Raw genomic sequence first — 13418 nt, 5'->3', positions numbered from 1 at the left:
TCGTCTACCTCAACGCGAGGGAGACTAGGATTATTTCGGAAGGAGTGCACCACTTAAGTGACAGTTGTATTGCGAAGGAACCCTCGCAATTCTGTATTAGCTGTCAGCGCTTCAATACCGGCTTTATCTCCTTGTGAAAAAACCGGAAATAGGAAGTGATCTGCGCCGCCGAATTCGAATTTGAATCGAATTCGATACCGATCCGGCCGCTATGGGTCCAGCGGATGATGCCGTCGAGAGCGCCGATATCGTCGCATTCGACACGGACCTTGCTTCCCGCCGCAGCATGGATCGGCGTTTGCAGATCGAGCGCGACGCCGATCGGCGAGATATTGATGATGCGGCCTGTCACAGCTTTGGTCAGGTAATGTACCTTACCCATGATGCGAGCGCGGCTACGCTGAGAGCGTCGCGTGTTCAGTTTCGAATTGTTTGGCGCGGTTGGCGCAATAGTCGTCAGCATGACCTGGTTCCGATGACTGAGTTGTACATCGAAATGAATATCAGGCTTCCGTTGAAACGCGTTTAGGACGATCGGTAAAATTGGATCGGTTCGTCGAAATGGCACAGGTCTGCCCAGTGGTCAGGCCGATCTGGCTTTCCCGCGCGCGACTACATGTTCGCGCCATACGGTGAAAGCGCCGGCAGCCACGACGATGACCGATCCGATTACCATGTTGATGTTGAGCGTCTCGCCGAAAACCGTCACGCCGATGATTGAGGCATAAACGAGCTGGATATAAGTGAGTGGCTGCACGGCAGAGGCGTCGAGCAGATCATACGCGCGGATCAGGAAGTAATGGCTGGTGATGCTGGTCGCGCAGACGATCGCCATCCATGCCCAATCCCACCCTTGAAGCCATGTCCAATAGAAGGGGCCGATCAAGCTCATGGCAACGGCCCCCACAATGCCGGTATAGAAGAAACTCGTACTCGGAGAATCGTAGCGGCTGACGAGGCGTGTAGCGATAACGTAGAAGGCGAAGAGCAGAGCGGCGAAAAGGGGCAGCAGCGCTTTGACGTCGAAGAAGCCGTTGCCTTGCGGCTTCAGGATCAGGAGTACACCGGCGAGGCCCACGCATATAGCCGTCCAGCGCCGCCAGCCCACCTGTTCACCGAGCAGCGGCATGGAGAGCAGCGCGATGATCAGCGGCGTGGCGCAGGAGATTGCCTGCGAATGCGCAAGGCCGACGATGACGAAGGAGGTAATGGTCGTGACGATCTGGCTTGCGAGTAACAGCCCGCGCGCGACCTGCAGCCACGGTTTCCTGCTCTGAATCGCCGAGGAAAAACCGCCTCGAGCGCGCGCCGTCAGCAGCAGAGCGAAAGCAGCGAAGGCCCAGTAACGGATCATCGCGACGAAGACCGGCGGGTAGGCACCGGCAAGATGCTTCGATATTCCGTCCTGCGCCGAAAAGATGGTCAGCGCCATCAGGACAAACACATACCCCTTGGTCTTTGCCGCCATTTCTTGTTTAGTCGCCTCACTCCCAATCTCGTGAGCTAGGCAGGATTCCCTGCGCCTTGCAAGGCGTCAGAGGCCGACATTCGGCCGATCGATGATTTCCCGGAGCGCGAAACTGGAATTGATCTTCACCACATGCGGCAGCGCCGACAGCCAATCCCGGTGGATCCTCTCGTAGTCTTCCAGATCGCGGGCGGCCACCCGCAGAATGTAGTCGTACTCTCCCGACATCAGGTAGCAGACCAGGACATTGGGACAGCGTTTCACCGCGGTTTCGAATTCCGACAATGTCTTTGCGAACTGCCCCGACAGCGAGATGTGCACGATGGCGATCATCTTGTAGTCCAGCGCCTTGTGCGAAAGCCGAGCGTGGTAGCCTCCGATCGTGCCGTCCTTTTCCAGTATGTCGAGACGCCGCGAACAGGCGGAGGGGGAGAGGCCGACCTTTGCCGCCAGATCGGCATTGGTGATGCGGGCATTGCTTTGAAGCGTGCGCAAAATCGCACGATCGATTGCATCTAGCTCAGCCATTCGAAGATCCTTCGAAAATTTTCCATTCAGCGCAACAATCGTTGAAAAATCGCCTGTCTGCAAATCTTCTTTGCAAGGACATTTCGTCAAGTCGATGGTTTCATTTGTCCATGGATGATCCGCGAAGCGGACGGACGAAGAGAGGAACGAGAATGCGCGTTGGTTGCCCGAAGGAAATCAAGAATCACGAATATCGCGTCGGCCTGACGCCTGCGGCTGTTCGTGAATATGTCGCCCATGGCCACGAGGTATGGGTGGAGACCAAGGCCGGTGCCGGCATCGGCGCGGATGACGCGGCCTATGCCGCAGCGGGCGCCAAGGTCGTCGCCACGGCCAAGGAAATCTTCGACAAGTGCGACATGGTCGTCAAGGTCAAGGAACCGCAGCCGTCTGAATGGGCGCAGCTCCGCGAAGGCCAGATTCTCTATACCTACCTGCATCTCGCGCCGGATCCGGAACAGACGAAGGGTCTGCTGGCTTCGGGCGTTACCGGCGTCGCCTATGAAACCGTAACGGACGAGCGCGGCGGTCTGCCGCTGCTGGCGCCGATGTCTGAGGTCGCAGGGCGTCTCTCGATTCAGGCAGGGGCTACCGCGCTTCAGAAGGCAAACGGCGGTCTCGGCATCCTGCTCGGTGGCGTACCGGGCGTTCTTCCCGGCAAGGTCACCGTCATCGGCGGCGGTGTGGTCGGCCTGCATGCAGCCAAGATGGCAGCCGGCATCGGCGCCGACGTCACCATCCTCGATAAGTCGCTGCCGCGCCTTCGTCAGCTTGACGATATCTTCAGCGGCCGGGTTCACACCCGCTATTCCAGCATCCAGGCGCTGGAAGAAGAAGTCTTCTCGGCGGACCTCGTCATCGGCGCCGTCCTGATCCCCGGTGCTGCCGCGCCGAAGCTAGTGACCCGCGAGATGCTGACCGGCATGAAGAAGGGTTCCGTTATCGTCGACGTTGCGATCGACCAGGGCGGCTGCTTCGAAACCTCCCATGCAACGACGCATTCCGAACCGACCTACGAGGTCGAAGGCATCGTCCACTATTGCGTGGCAAACATGCCCGGCGCCGTTCCGGTCACCTCGGCACATGCATTGAACAACGCGACGCTCTACTACGGTCTGGCGCTCGCCGACCGCGGCCTGCGCGCCATCGCTGAGGACAAGCATCTTCGCAACGGGCTTAACGTCCATAGGGGCCGCATCACGAATGGCCCGGTCGCCGAAGCACTGGGTTATGAGGCCTTCGCGCCTGAAAGCGTTCTGAACGTCGCGTAAATCCCATCGCGCTCGCGTTCGAGAAGGCCGGTCGCCTCTCCGCGACCGGCCTTCTCGTTTTCAGTTCCTGTCGATCCGGCACTGGTAGCAATTGTTGCGCGCCGAGCGCACATGCACATAGGCAATGCCGGGCCTGGTCAGCAGTTCTTGAGCGTAGGCAGGGATATCCGCAGTCGGCGTGACCGCGCCGGTCCCATAGACGATGCGATTGTTGTCGCCGTAGCCGCGGACGATGAAATCGCGGCTGCTGGCGAGCACCGGCGGCAGGATCTCTTCGGCTTCGTACCGCCGACAGGGCACTTTATGCAGGAAGACCGGGCCGGTCTCTGCGTAGGGCTGCAGTTCCGGAAACGGCCGATACGCGAAGACAAGCAGCTCTTCGCCCTTGTCGATATTCTGGAGGCAATGGCGGCAAGGATGGCCAGGGCCATCCGAGACCATCGTCTCCGGCCGGTGACCATAGGCGTCAACACCTCCATTCCAGAGGGCTTCGGCGTCTGCGGTGGGCATGGCATGGAAAGCGATAGTGGACATGGCAGATCTCCTTCAGATGTCCTGTCATGACTCGTGGCTACATCTTCTGCCACCCGTTTCCTGCGCTACACCGTTATCCTCACTCAATCATCGCCGATCTCGCGAGCCAGGTAATCGGAAAACCATCCGCGATATTTCCTTTGCAGGTCCGGAAGGCGCCAATCTTGGCCGGTGATGCGTTTGCGGCAATCGGACGCGCCGCACTGGCAATTCATGACCCAGTCGTCATTGTCGCCGGTCGCATAATCGAACGCCAATTCTTCTCCGGATTCGATATCTCGCATGGCAAAGAACGATATCTGGCCGCGAACGCCGACATTCGGGTCGCATGAGTGGTTGAGATACATCATCGCAGCGTCCCGCTCGTGCGCGCGTGAGGGACCGATGAAGAGATGATGGTCGATCTGGATTTCCGATGGACCGAGCCTCTTGCCGATTTCGTCGCGTTCGGCCCTTTCGAAGATATGGCCGCCTTTGACGACGATCAGCTCGCCGGCAGCGATGGCTTCGATCGCGACCAGTCCAGTCCCCTCGATCCGGCTTTTGCGTTTTTCGACCTTTGGTGAGAACCAGGTAAAACTCATGATTGTGCTCCCTAAATAAAGCGCAATCACTTAGCCTGACTTTGTTTCCGTCTTTTGACGGCCACTGGCCGGAATCATCCCTTTTTCACCAGTTCCAGCAATTCCTTGTCGCTAAGCGGCCGCACGATGCCGTGGCCGGTCGAGACGGGGGAAAAGCCGAACATCTGATAGAGCTGAAGCGCCCGCGGATGATCGAGATTGTTTGTCGTGGTAATCACGCGCGTCGGGTTGAGCACCCATAGCGAATACAGTGCCTGCAGCAGGAACCACTTGCCGATGCCGAGCCCCAGCGCATGTTCCATGAGGCCGAAATGGGTGAGTTCGATCGTATCTTCGTCGTCGCGAAAATACTCGAAGAAGCCGGCCGGAGCACCGTTGACGTAGAGCACGCTGATATCGTTGCGCTTGTCATGCACGATCGCAGCCAGATCCTCGTCGCTCATTCTCAGCCGATCGACCCAGTGCCAGCGCGCACCGACCTGGCGATAGAGGTAGCGATAGAAGGAAAGCGGTATTGCGGGCGCGCGCATGATCGCGGTCTGGATGTTGACGGGCACCGGCAGACTTGCCTTCGGTGGCGCGGTCATTTCCAGGCGCGTAATATGGACCTTGAGCGACGACGGGGGTTTCAATGCCATGGGTCAGGCTTTGATCGGGGTCGGAGGGCCGGTCACGATGGGGGTGTCGGAGCGGCTGCCCCATTCCGACCACGAGCCGTCATAAAGTTTGTTGTCCGTATGGCCGAGCGATTCCAGGGCCAGCGTTATGATAGCGGCGGTGATCCCGGAGCCGCAGCTTGTGACCACAGGCTTGGAAAGGTCGATGCCGGCGTGCTCGATCGTTTGCTTCAGTTCGGGGAGCGATTTGAATTTGCCCTGGCTGGAAAAGACGCCCGACGGTAGGCTTCGTGCTCCCGGCATATGGCCGGACCGCATCCCCTCGCGTGGCTCGGGCTCGGTTGCGGCAAAGCGGCCGGCGCTGCGGGCATCCGCGATCTGCATCGCCTCGCTGGTAACGATATCGCGCATCGCTTCCAGCGATACGACCCGATCTGCCGCAAAATGCGGAGTGAATGTCACCGCCTTCGGCCGCGGAACGATCGTCTCGAGGGGACGACCCTCGGCTTTCCAGCCATCAAGGCCGCCGTCGAGCACATAGACGTTCTTTGCGCCCATCACGCGAAACAGCCACCAGATGCGCGGCGAGGCGAACATGCCCGGGCCATCGTAGACGACGATCGTGTCTGTCTCCGAGATGCCGAGCTTTCCGACCTCGCTGGCGAAGTCATCCCGCGACGGCACCATATGCGGCAGGTTGGCGGAATGATCGGCAATCTTGTCGTGATCGAACCTGACGGCGCCTGGAATATGGCCAGCGGCATATTCCGCATCGGCGTCACGCTTTTGCGCGGGCAGGTAGAAGGAAGCATCGAGAATGCGCAGGTCAGGCGTCCCAAGACGCTCCTGCAGCCAATCGGCAGAGACGACGAAGCGGCTCTTGGTCTCGCTCATGATATTCTCTCCCCGTAATTGAAATCAGGCTTCGTCGCCGGGCGTTCCGAAGCGGATGCGGAAGCGCCGGTTCTCCTTGCCCTTCTTTTCGATCTTGGCAATGTAGATGGAACCGACTTCCTGCGTTTCCGAGACATGTGTGCCGCCGCAGGGCTGGCTGTCAATGGAAGAGTTTTCGCCGATGCACACGAGGCTGACGCGCCCGAGGCCCACCGGCGGACGGACATTCTTGGATTTGACGATGTCGGGATTGGCCGCAAGCTCTTCGTCGGTGATCCATTGGACATAGACCGGATAGTTGCCGTTGACGAGTGCCATCAGCTTGGCGGTCACTTCATCCTTGTCGATGATGTCGGTCATGTCGAAATCGATGCGGCTTTCATCCTCTCCGACCGCAGCACCCGTGACCGGATAGGGGCAGACGACGGAGAGCAAGTGGCAGGCCGTATGCATGCGCATCAGCTTGTAACGGCGCGGCCAGTCGATATGCAGAACCAGTTTCTCGCCGACGATCGGCTGCGGCTCGCCTTCGAGCGGCACGTGGATGATGATGTCCTTGACGGGCCCGTGCTTCGTCTGCCCAAGCATGATCCGCGACCCGTCCGCACGCTCGAAGAAGCCGGTATCGCCTGGCTGGCCGCCCGATGCGGCGTAGAAACAGGTCTGATCGAGCTCGATGCCGCCGTCCTCGTGAATGGCCGTCACCACCGCTTCCGCGGTCGAAAGATAAAAGTCGTCACGGTAAAGGGCATTCACGGGCATGAGGTCACGCTACGCTTTCATAGGGAACGGGAATATCGGAGTTCGTCGTCAGCCATTCCGGTACGGGCAGGCCTTTGGACTTCAGGAAATCCGGATTGAAGAGCTTGGACTGATAGCGATTGCCATAGTCGCAGAGGATGGTCACGATCGTATGGCCGGGACCGAGATCCTTGGCGAGGCGTACCGCGCCCGCAATGTTGATCGCAGTCGAACCACCAAGGCAGAGGCCTTCATGCTCGACGAGGTCGAAGACATGGGGCAGGGCTTCGGCATCTGATATCTGGTAGGCGAAATCAGGCGTGAAGCCTTCGAGGTTCGCGGTCACGCGCCCTTGGCCGATGCCTTCGGTGATCGAAGAGCCCGACGATTTCAATTCGCCATTCTTGTAGAATTCGTAGAGTGCGGCACCTTCCGGATCGGCGATGCCGATCTTGATGTCCTTGTTGAATGCCTTGAGGCCCATTGCGACGCCCGCAAGCGTTCCCCCCGAGCCGACGGAGCAGATGAAGCCGTCGATCTTGCCTGATGTATCGGCCCAGATTTCCTTGGCTGTCGTTTCGATATGCGCCTGGCGGTTGGCGACATTGTCGAACTGGTTCGCCCAGATGGCGCCGTTCGGCTCGGTCTTGGCCAGCTGTTCAGCAAGGCGACCGGAAACCTTCACATAGTTGTTGGGGTTCTTGTAGGGAACGGCCGGCACTTCGACCAGCTCGGCGCCGAGCAGCTTCAGCGCATCTTTCTTTTCCTGGCTCTGGGTCTCGGGAATGACGATGACTGTCCGGTATCCGAGCGCCTTGGCAACCAGGGTAAGCCCGATGCCGGTATTGCCCGCCGTTCCCTCGACGATGACGCCGCCCGGCCGGAGCAAGCCTCTGCGTTCCGCATCGCGAATGATATAGAGGGCGGCACGATCTTTCACCGATTGGCCCGGATTGAGGAACTCCGCCTTGCCGAGGATAGTCGAGCCGGTCGCCTCCGAGGCACCCTTGAGTTTGATCAACGGCGTGTTGCCGATTGCTTCGAGGACGGAGGGGTGGACGCTCATGGGAATCTACCTTCTGTTTCGGCTTACTGTAAGAACGGTCTTTTCCCTTCACAAGGCAGCTATGGCAAGAAATTCTGTTCCCCGGTGCTCGCCGAGGCGGTAAAATTTGCCTTACCCAGAATTGGCAGGGCCGCAATCCACCCAGGGTGATCCGGCAATTGACTTTCGTCGTATGATTGACAAAAGACAAACATTGGACGCGTGAGCAGGCGTGACCGGCGGGAAGATGGTTCGCAAGCACATCGACACGATTGAAGCCTTGATGGCGCGCTATGTGGCCGGCGCGCTTCCCGAACCCGCTCGCGTACTTGTCGCCGCACATCTGGAGATGAAGCCGGCTAATCGTCTTCTGGTGAATGGTCTCGATCTCCTCGCAGGGGAGATGTTGGAAAAGAGCGAGCCGGTGCCAGTCTCCGAGCGCGATAGGCGGCTCGCCGAGATTTTCCGCTCGTCTCCACCTGAGGCCGTTGCTGACGACAGAGCGCTGCCGGACGATGCGATATTTCCCCCCTCTCTTCGGCGTTTCGTGGGTTTCCGGTCCGAGGATATTCCCTGGCGCAGACGGTTGCCGGGTTTTCGCGAATATCCGCTTGGGGATATTGACGGCTGCGAAGTCAATCTCATGTGGATCAGGGCCGGCCGCGCCTTGCCGTCCCATACCCACCACGGGACCGAGTTGATCCTGATCCTCGACGGCGCCTTCAACGACCATCGCGGCCGCTTCGGCCCCGGCGACATTTCCGTGGCCGACGAGACGCTCGATCATCGCCCGGTGGCGGAGAAGGATCGCCCGTGCATCGCCTTCTCGGTCATGGACGCACCGATCAAACTGACCGGCTCGCTGACGCGCCTGATCGGCGACATTATCGGCTGAAAGCGGCCACAATCACGTGATATTTCCGTTTGTAACTGCCGGCCAGGAACCTTCCGGCGTCTCTTGGTGTTGATCAAAACCCGCCGAGGAGCAAGCCATGCGTGATTTCATTGCCCGTCCCGAACATGGAGTTGTCTGGATATCAGGAGCAAGCTCCGGAATAGGGCGGGCATTGGCGCTGAAGCTTGCCGAAGAGGGCTACAAGGTCGCGGTGACGGCTCGAAATCATGAGAAGCTGGTGGACCTTCAGGCTGAGGCCGCCGGTCTTTCCGGCAGCATCATCGTTCTCGATGGTGATGTGACCAATGCGAGCGACATGGAGCATACGGTCGCTGCGATCGAGTATCAGCATGGAACGCTTGCAATGGCTGTTCTCAACGCCGGCATCAACGTCCCGATCGATGGTGCACACCTCAACCGGGACGATTTCGAACGCAGTTTTGCCGTCAATCTTTCCGGCGTCGTCAACTGCCTGGTTCCGGCCGTCCGGCATATGAGGATGAAGGGGCAGGGGCAGGTCGCCATCGTCTCGTCGGCAACCGCCTTTGCCGGACTGCCGACAAGTGCGGCCTATGGCGCGACAAAGGCAGCTTTGATCAACATGGCTGAGAGCCTGAAGTTCGATCTGGACAAGCTGGGCATTCGCGTCCAGCTCATCACACCAGGCTTCGTGGATACGGAAGCGACCAAAGGCAATCAGTTTCCAACGCGCAATTTGATATCAGCGCAGGTCGCTGCCGATGAGATCGCAGCCGGTTTGAAGTCCTCGGCCTTCGAGATTTCATTCCCGAAAAGCCTCACGTTTAAGCTGAAATTGCTGAGGTTGCTGCCTTACAATCTCTATTTCCATGCCATCAGCCGATATACGGCCAGGAATAGCACACCGGCAAAGACGCCGCCTCGCACGGCGGCGCATCCGGCCGAATAGGAAGATCGTGCCATTGCCTATGCCGCGTCCGCAACGGCCTTGTAGGCCGAGAGCGCGCGGTCGCGGGCGACGGCATGATCGACGATCGGGTTCGGGTAATTCTCACCAAGCACAATGCCGGCTTTGTCGAGCGCGGACTGCGGCGCCTCGAAGGGCCGGTGAATATATTTGTCATCCAGGTTCGCAAGCTCAGGAACGAATTCCCGGACGTAACGCCCATCCGTATCGAATTTCTCGCCCTGAAGCACCGGATTGAAGATGCGGAAAAAAGGCGAGGCATCGGCGCCGGAGCCAGCTACCCATTGCCAGCTCGCTGCGTTGTTGGCAGGGTCGGCGTCAACGAGCGTATCGCGGAACCACGCCTCGCCACGGCGCCAATCGATCAGCAGATCCTTTATCAGGAAGGAAGCCGTGATCATCCGCACGCGATTGTGCATCCAGCCATGCGTCCATAGTTGCCGCATGCCGGCATCGACGATCGGATAGCCGGTCTGACCGCGCCTCCAGGCACTGAAAAGCTGGGAATCGAACCGCCAGGGAAAACCGTCGAACCGATTGTTCCAGTTGGCGTAGGGCAGGTGCGGAAAGTGGAAGAGAAGGTAATAGGAGAATTCCCGCCAGGCGAGTTCCTTGCGGAAATGCGTGATATTGTTGCGAGGCACCGTCTCCGACAATCCTCGCGTTGCGTGCCATACGCGGGCAGGCGAGATTTCGCCGAGTGCCAGATGCGGCGAAAGCATCGAGGTTGCCGGCTTGGCGGGAAAATCGCGCCCCTGTGTATAGTCTTTCAGCGTCTCCCCGATGAAATCGTCGAGCCGTCTCAACGCGGCATCCTCGCCTGGCTGCCATTGTTCGGAAAAGGATGCAGCCCAGTCTGGCCGGCTCGGCAACAGGCCCCAGCTTGCCAGGGATTCGGATCTTGGCCAGGATTTCGGCGCTGAAATCCTGTGCGGCGGTGGGACGGGTTCGTGGGGCTCTTCGGCCTTTTCCAGCGCCCGCCAGAAAGGCGTGTAGACACGATAGGGCGTGCCGCCGCCGGTCAGCAGCCTGGTTGGTTCATGAAGCAGCTGTCCCGCGTAGCTGGAAACGTCGACGCCTGCCTTTCGAAGCTCTTCCTCTATGCGCAGATCGCAGGAAATCCCCGCCGGATCATAACGCCGGTTCCAGAGCACGGTATCTGCACCCGTTTCGTCGACTAGTTTCCTTAGGGTTGCCAAGGGATCGCCGGTCAGGAATAGCAGGTCGCTGCCGCGGGTTTGGAGGCTTTCACGCAGAGCCGTCAGCGAGTGGTGCAGCCACCAGCATTGTGCGGCGCCGAGCGGCCCGGTACCGTGGCCATCAGGCTCGCGGATATAAAGCGGAACGACCGGACGTTTCAGGCCGCAAGCATGCTGCAGGGCATGATTGTCGGCGAGCCGCAAGTCCTTTCGGAACCACAAGATAACCGGTTTCTGCGTGGCGTTTGTCAATGCTGCGTGCCTCCCTGATTTTCCTCTCGCGTATGTTACGCAAATACGAGAGAATTGGATCAAAGGTTCCCGGCAATTGCGAATTTCCCAGGATTGAATGCCACAGGGCGCCAAGCGCCCTTGTGCACCGCAATAATGACGGTGCTTGTCACCGTGTTGTAATGGTAGTTCGCTAGCAGTCCTGCGAATTGACGGACAAGGAAGATCATTATGGCAGAGATCCGGATTGAGCAGGTACGCAAGGCATATGGCCGCAACGCGGTGGTCCACGGCGTAGACTTGAATTTTCGGTCGGGCGAATTCGTTGTGATCCTCGGGCCGTCTGGCTGTGGCAAGTCCACCCTCCTGCGCATGATTGCCGGTCTCGAGGATATCACCAGCGGCGAGATCATCATCGACAACAAGGTGGTCAACCAGCTCGAGCCCCGCGACCGTGGCTGCGCCATGGTCTTCCAGAACTACGCGCTTTATCCGCACATGGATGTCGCTGCGAACATGGGCTACGCTCTGAAGGTCGCAGGTGTTCCCAAGGCAGAGCGCGACCGGCGGATCGCCGAAACGGCGCGCATCGTCGGCCTTGAGGAATATCTCACGCGCAAGCCGGCCGAATTGTCCGGCGGCCAGCGCCAGCGCGTCGCGATGGGCCGCGCCATCATCCGAGAGCCGAAAGTGTTTCTGTTCGACGAACCGCTCTCCAACCTCGATGCCAAGTTGCGCGTCCAGATGCGCGTCGAAATCCGCCGCCTGCACAAGCGTCTTTCGGCAACCTCGGTTTTCGTGACGCACGATCAGGTCGAAGCCATGACGCTCGCCGATAAGCTGGTTGTCATGTATAAGGGCAACGTCGAACAGGTCGGCACGCCACTCGAAATCTACAACACGCCGCGCACTCGCTTCGTCGGCTCCTTCATCGGGTCGCCCGCAATGAACTTCCTCGACGGGAAGTTTTCGGCTGATGGCGAGTACTTCATCTTCGACGGCATTCCGATCCCCGTCGACGCATCGCTCGGCAAGCCGCATGCCGGTCAGGCTGTCGCCTTGGGAATTCGCCCGGAGCACGCCCGTATGGTTCCCGTCGGTACGCCCGGCAGCGTTCCGGCCACGGTCGATTTCGTCGAGGAGCTCGGCGCCGGCCGGGTGATCCACTCCGATATCAACGGCTCGAACTTCGCCATTGCGGTCACGGACCATACCTCGGGTGAAATCGGCCAGCCGATCGCGCTGCAACTGCCGTCGCAGCACATCCATCTCTTCTCGAGTGAAACCGGCCTCCGCCTCGACCTGGGTCAGGAAACCCAACGGGTCAAGGAACTCGCCTCTTAAGAATTTTCTGAAAGCACTTTCCAAGGTCTTAATATTTTATGCGCCGCCGAGGGAAACTTCGGCGGCTTTTTATTGTGGGCAGGATAAACCTTGATCTTTGGCGGAGCTCAGGACTTGTCTTGCTGGAACGCAATACAGAAAAAGGAAATGGCGGGCAAAGGGCCCGCCATTGGTGAAAAAGCTGCACTACTTCGTGTCTTGTCTTACTTTTCCGTGGCGACCAGACCGCGGACGAAGAGTCGCTGGGTCAGAGCGACGACGATCAGCGGCGGTATCATGACGAGGAGCGCGCCAGCCATGGCGACATTCCAGTCCGGGGTGGCATCGGGGCCTGGCACGACGTCGAGCAGGCCGACCGTTGCGACACGCTTGGCCGGGTCGGTGGTGACCAGCAGCGGCCATAGATATTCGTTCCAGGTCTGGACGAACATGATGGTGAACAGCGCCGCGATGTTGGTGCGCGAGAGGGGCAGGATCATGTCCCAGAAGAAGCGCAGAGGCCCGGCGCCATCCATCTTGGCCGCCTCGACCAGTTCGTCCGGCAGGGTCAGGAAGAACTGGCGGTAGAGGAAGGTGCCGGTCGCCGTCGCGACAAGCGGCAGGATCAGGCCGACATAGGAATCGAGCAGGCCGAAATTGAGGCTGATCTGCACGCCCGTCAGCGTGTTCACCAGCCAGGTGATGCCGGTAATGTCGAGCAGGCCCTGATAGGGTGAAAGCACGTTCGCAGCCACCGCATAGGTCGGTACGATGCGTACTTCCAAGGGCAGCATCAGCGTGACGAAAACCAGCCAGAAGATCAGCATGCGACCGCGATAGCCGAAATAGACGATCGAATAGGCGGTGATGGCTGAAACGATCACCTTGCCGATCGCCGTGCCTGCGGCGAAGATGACGCTGTTGGTGATCTTCACGCCGAAATTACCGCGCGTCCACGCTTCCGCCACGTTGGCGAAGAGATCGTGCCCCGGCCAAAGCGGCATCGGCACCATGTTGACGTCGCGGATATTATGGGTCGCGGCGATCAGCACGATCGCGAACGGAAAGACCGCCAGCAGCAGTCCCAGGAACAAGAGGACTTGGCTGATGATATTGAAGATGGGAGTGCGTTCGATCATCGC

15 protein-coding genes are annotated in these 13418 nt (G+C 59.4%); 4 read left to right on the top strand and 11 right to left on the bottom strand.

The window, feature by feature from the left end:
* Positions 1–103: 103 nt before the first annotated feature.
* From EV561_RS00500 to EV561_RS00490, 3 genes are all read right to left on the bottom strand, one after another.
* Complete coding sequence (locus EV561_RS00500) at positions 104–463, bottom strand: PilZ domain-containing protein (protein ID WP_132516553.1); 360 nt, start codon at positions 461–463, stop codon at positions 104–106.
* A gap of 120 nt (positions 464–583) precedes the next feature.
* On the bottom strand, positions 584–1468 hold the full coding sequence (locus EV561_RS00495) for a DMT family transporter (RefSeq protein WP_132516551.1): 885 nt from the start codon (positions 1466–1468) through the stop codon (positions 584–586).
* Between the two features lie 66 nt (positions 1469–1534).
* Positions 1535–1996 carry an Lrp/AsnC family transcriptional regulator gene (locus EV561_RS00490; RefSeq protein ID WP_132516549.1) on the bottom strand — a complete coding sequence of 154 codons (462 nt, stop codon included), beginning with the start codon at positions 1994–1996 and terminating at the stop codon, positions 1535–1537.
* A gap of 152 nt (positions 1997–2148) precedes the next feature.
* On the opposite strand from EV561_RS00490, the gene ald reads away from it, so the two are divergent.
* The gene (ald, locus tag EV561_RS00485) at positions 2149–3267 is read left to right on the top strand and encodes an alanine dehydrogenase (RefSeq protein ID WP_132516547.1); all 1119 of its coding nucleotides are present in this window, start codon (positions 2149–2151) and stop codon (positions 3265–3267) included.
* Between the two features lie 60 nt (positions 3268–3327).
* On the opposite strand, the gene EV561_RS00480 is transcribed toward ald, so the two are convergent.
* The 6 genes from EV561_RS00480 to EV561_RS00455 form a co-directional block, all read right to left on the bottom strand.
* Positions 3328–3801, bottom strand: a complete 474-nt coding sequence (locus tag EV561_RS00480; protein WP_132516545.1) for a DUF1203 domain-containing protein — start codon at positions 3799–3801, stop codon at positions 3328–3330.
* A gap of 83 nt (positions 3802–3884) precedes the next feature.
* A complete protein-coding gene (locus tag EV561_RS00475) occupies positions 3885–4385 on the bottom strand; it encodes an SET domain-containing protein-lysine N-methyltransferase (RefSeq protein WP_132516543.1) in 501 nt (166 codons plus the stop codon).
* Positions 4386–4459: 74 nt separating this feature from the next.
* Positions 4460–5023 (bottom strand): GNAT family N-acetyltransferase, encoded by a 564-nt coding sequence (locus tag EV561_RS00470; protein ID WP_132516541.1) that lies wholly within the window; start codon positions 5021–5023, stop codon positions 4460–4462.
* A gap of 3 nt (positions 5024–5026) precedes the next feature.
* Positions 5027–5896 carry a 3-mercaptopyruvate sulfurtransferase gene (sseA, locus tag EV561_RS00465; RefSeq protein WP_132516539.1) on the bottom strand — a complete coding sequence of 290 codons (870 nt, stop codon included), beginning with the start codon at positions 5894–5896 and terminating at the stop codon, positions 5027–5029.
* A 24-nt stretch (positions 5897–5920) separates the two neighbouring features.
* Positions 5921–6658: an alanyl-tRNA editing protein gene (locus tag EV561_RS00460; RefSeq protein ID WP_132516537.1), complete on the bottom strand. Its 738-nt coding sequence runs from the start codon at positions 6656–6658 to the stop codon at positions 5921–5923.
* Between the two features lie 4 nt (positions 6659–6662).
* A complete protein-coding gene (locus tag EV561_RS00455) occupies positions 6663–7703 on the bottom strand; it encodes a cysteine synthase A (protein WP_132516535.1) in 1041 nt (346 codons plus the stop codon).
* A 226-nt stretch (positions 7704–7929) separates the two neighbouring features.
* Here EV561_RS00455 and EV561_RS00450 point away from each other — a divergent pair, with 226 nt between their 5' ends.
* On the top strand, positions 7930–8577 hold the full coding sequence (locus tag EV561_RS00450) for a ChrR family anti-sigma-E factor (RefSeq protein ID WP_132516533.1): 648 nt from the start codon (positions 7930–7932) through the stop codon (positions 8575–8577).
* A 97-nt stretch (positions 8578–8674) separates the two neighbouring features.
* Positions 8675–9505 (top strand): SDR family NAD(P)-dependent oxidoreductase, encoded by an 831-nt coding sequence (locus tag EV561_RS00445; RefSeq protein WP_132516531.1) that lies wholly within the window; start codon positions 8675–8677, stop codon positions 9503–9505.
* Between the two features lie 17 nt (positions 9506–9522).
* Here EV561_RS00445 and EV561_RS00440 read toward each other — a convergent pair whose 3' ends face one another.
* Positions 9523–10974, bottom strand: coding sequence for a deoxyribodipyrimidine photo-lyase (locus EV561_RS00440; RefSeq protein WP_132516529.1), 1452 nt, complete (start codon positions 10972–10974; stop codon positions 9523–9525).
* 210 nt (positions 10975–11184) lie between these two features.
* Here EV561_RS00440 and EV561_RS00435 point away from each other — a divergent pair, with 210 nt between their 5' ends.
* Positions 11185–12297 carry a sn-glycerol-3-phosphate import ATP-binding protein UgpC gene (locus EV561_RS00435; protein ID WP_132516527.1) on the top strand — a complete coding sequence of 371 codons (1113 nt, stop codon included), beginning with the start codon at positions 11185–11187 and terminating at the stop codon, positions 12295–12297.
* A gap of 203 nt (positions 12298–12500) precedes the next feature.
* On the opposite strand, the gene EV561_RS00430 is transcribed toward EV561_RS00435, so the two are convergent.
* On the bottom strand, positions 12501–13415 hold the full coding sequence (locus tag EV561_RS00430; protein ID WP_132516525.1) for an ABC transporter permease subunit: 915 nt from the start codon (positions 13413–13415) through the stop codon (positions 12501–12503).
* Positions 13416–13418 lie beyond the last annotated feature (3 nt).

Source organism: Rhizobium sp. BK376 (assembly GCF_004341625.1).
Lineage (GTDB): Bacteria > Pseudomonadota > Alphaproteobacteria > Rhizobiales > Rhizobiaceae > Rhizobium.
This window is presented reverse-complemented; position numbering and strand designations above follow the sequence as displayed.

Coding starts and splice junctions, on each gene's coding strand:
- EV561_RS00500 (WP_132516553.1), bottom strand. CDS start 463: ATGCTGACGACTATTGCGCCAACCGCGCCAAACAATTCGAAACTGAAC.
- EV561_RS00495 (WP_132516551.1), bottom strand. CDS start 1,468: ATGGCGGCAAAGACCAAGGGGTATGTGTTTGTCCTGATGGCGCTGACC.
- EV561_RS00490 (WP_132516549.1), bottom strand. CDS start 1,996: ATGGCTGAGCTAGATGCAATCGATCGTGCGATTTTGCGCACGCTTCAA.
- ald (WP_132516547.1), top strand. CDS start 2,149: ATGCGCGTTGGTTGCCCGAAGGAAATCAAGAATCACGAATATCGCGTC.
- EV561_RS00480 (WP_132516545.1), bottom strand. CDS start 3,801: ATGTCCACTATCGCTTTCCATGCCATGCCCACCGCAGACGCCGAAGCC.
- EV561_RS00475 (WP_132516543.1), bottom strand. CDS start 4,385: ATGAGTTTTACCTGGTTCTCACCAAAGGTCGAAAAACGCAAAAGCCGG.
- EV561_RS00470 (WP_132516541.1), bottom strand. CDS start 5,023: ATGGCATTGAAACCCCCGTCGTCGCTCAAGGTCCATATTACGCGCCTG.
- sseA (WP_132516539.1), bottom strand. CDS start 5,896: ATGAGCGAGACCAAGAGCCGCTTCGTCGTCTCTGCCGATTGGCTGCAG.
- EV561_RS00460 (WP_132516537.1), bottom strand. CDS start 6,658: ATGCCCGTGAATGCCCTTTACCGTGACGACTTTTATCTTTCGACCGCG.
- EV561_RS00455 (WP_132516535.1), bottom strand. CDS start 7,703: ATGAGCGTCCACCCCTCCGTCCTCGAAGCAATCGGCAACACGCCGTTG.
- EV561_RS00450 (WP_132516533.1), top strand. CDS start 7,930: ATGGTTCGCAAGCACATCGACACGATTGAAGCCTTGATGGCGCGCTAT.
- EV561_RS00445 (WP_132516531.1), top strand. CDS start 8,675: ATGCGTGATTTCATTGCCCGTCCCGAACATGGAGTTGTCTGGATATCA.
- EV561_RS00435 (WP_132516527.1), top strand. CDS start 11,185: ATGGCAGAGATCCGGATTGAGCAGGTACGCAAGGCATATGGCCGCAAC.
- EV561_RS00430 (WP_132516525.1), bottom strand. CDS start 13,415: ATGATCGAACGCACTCCCATCTTCAATATCATCAGCCAAGTCCTCTTG.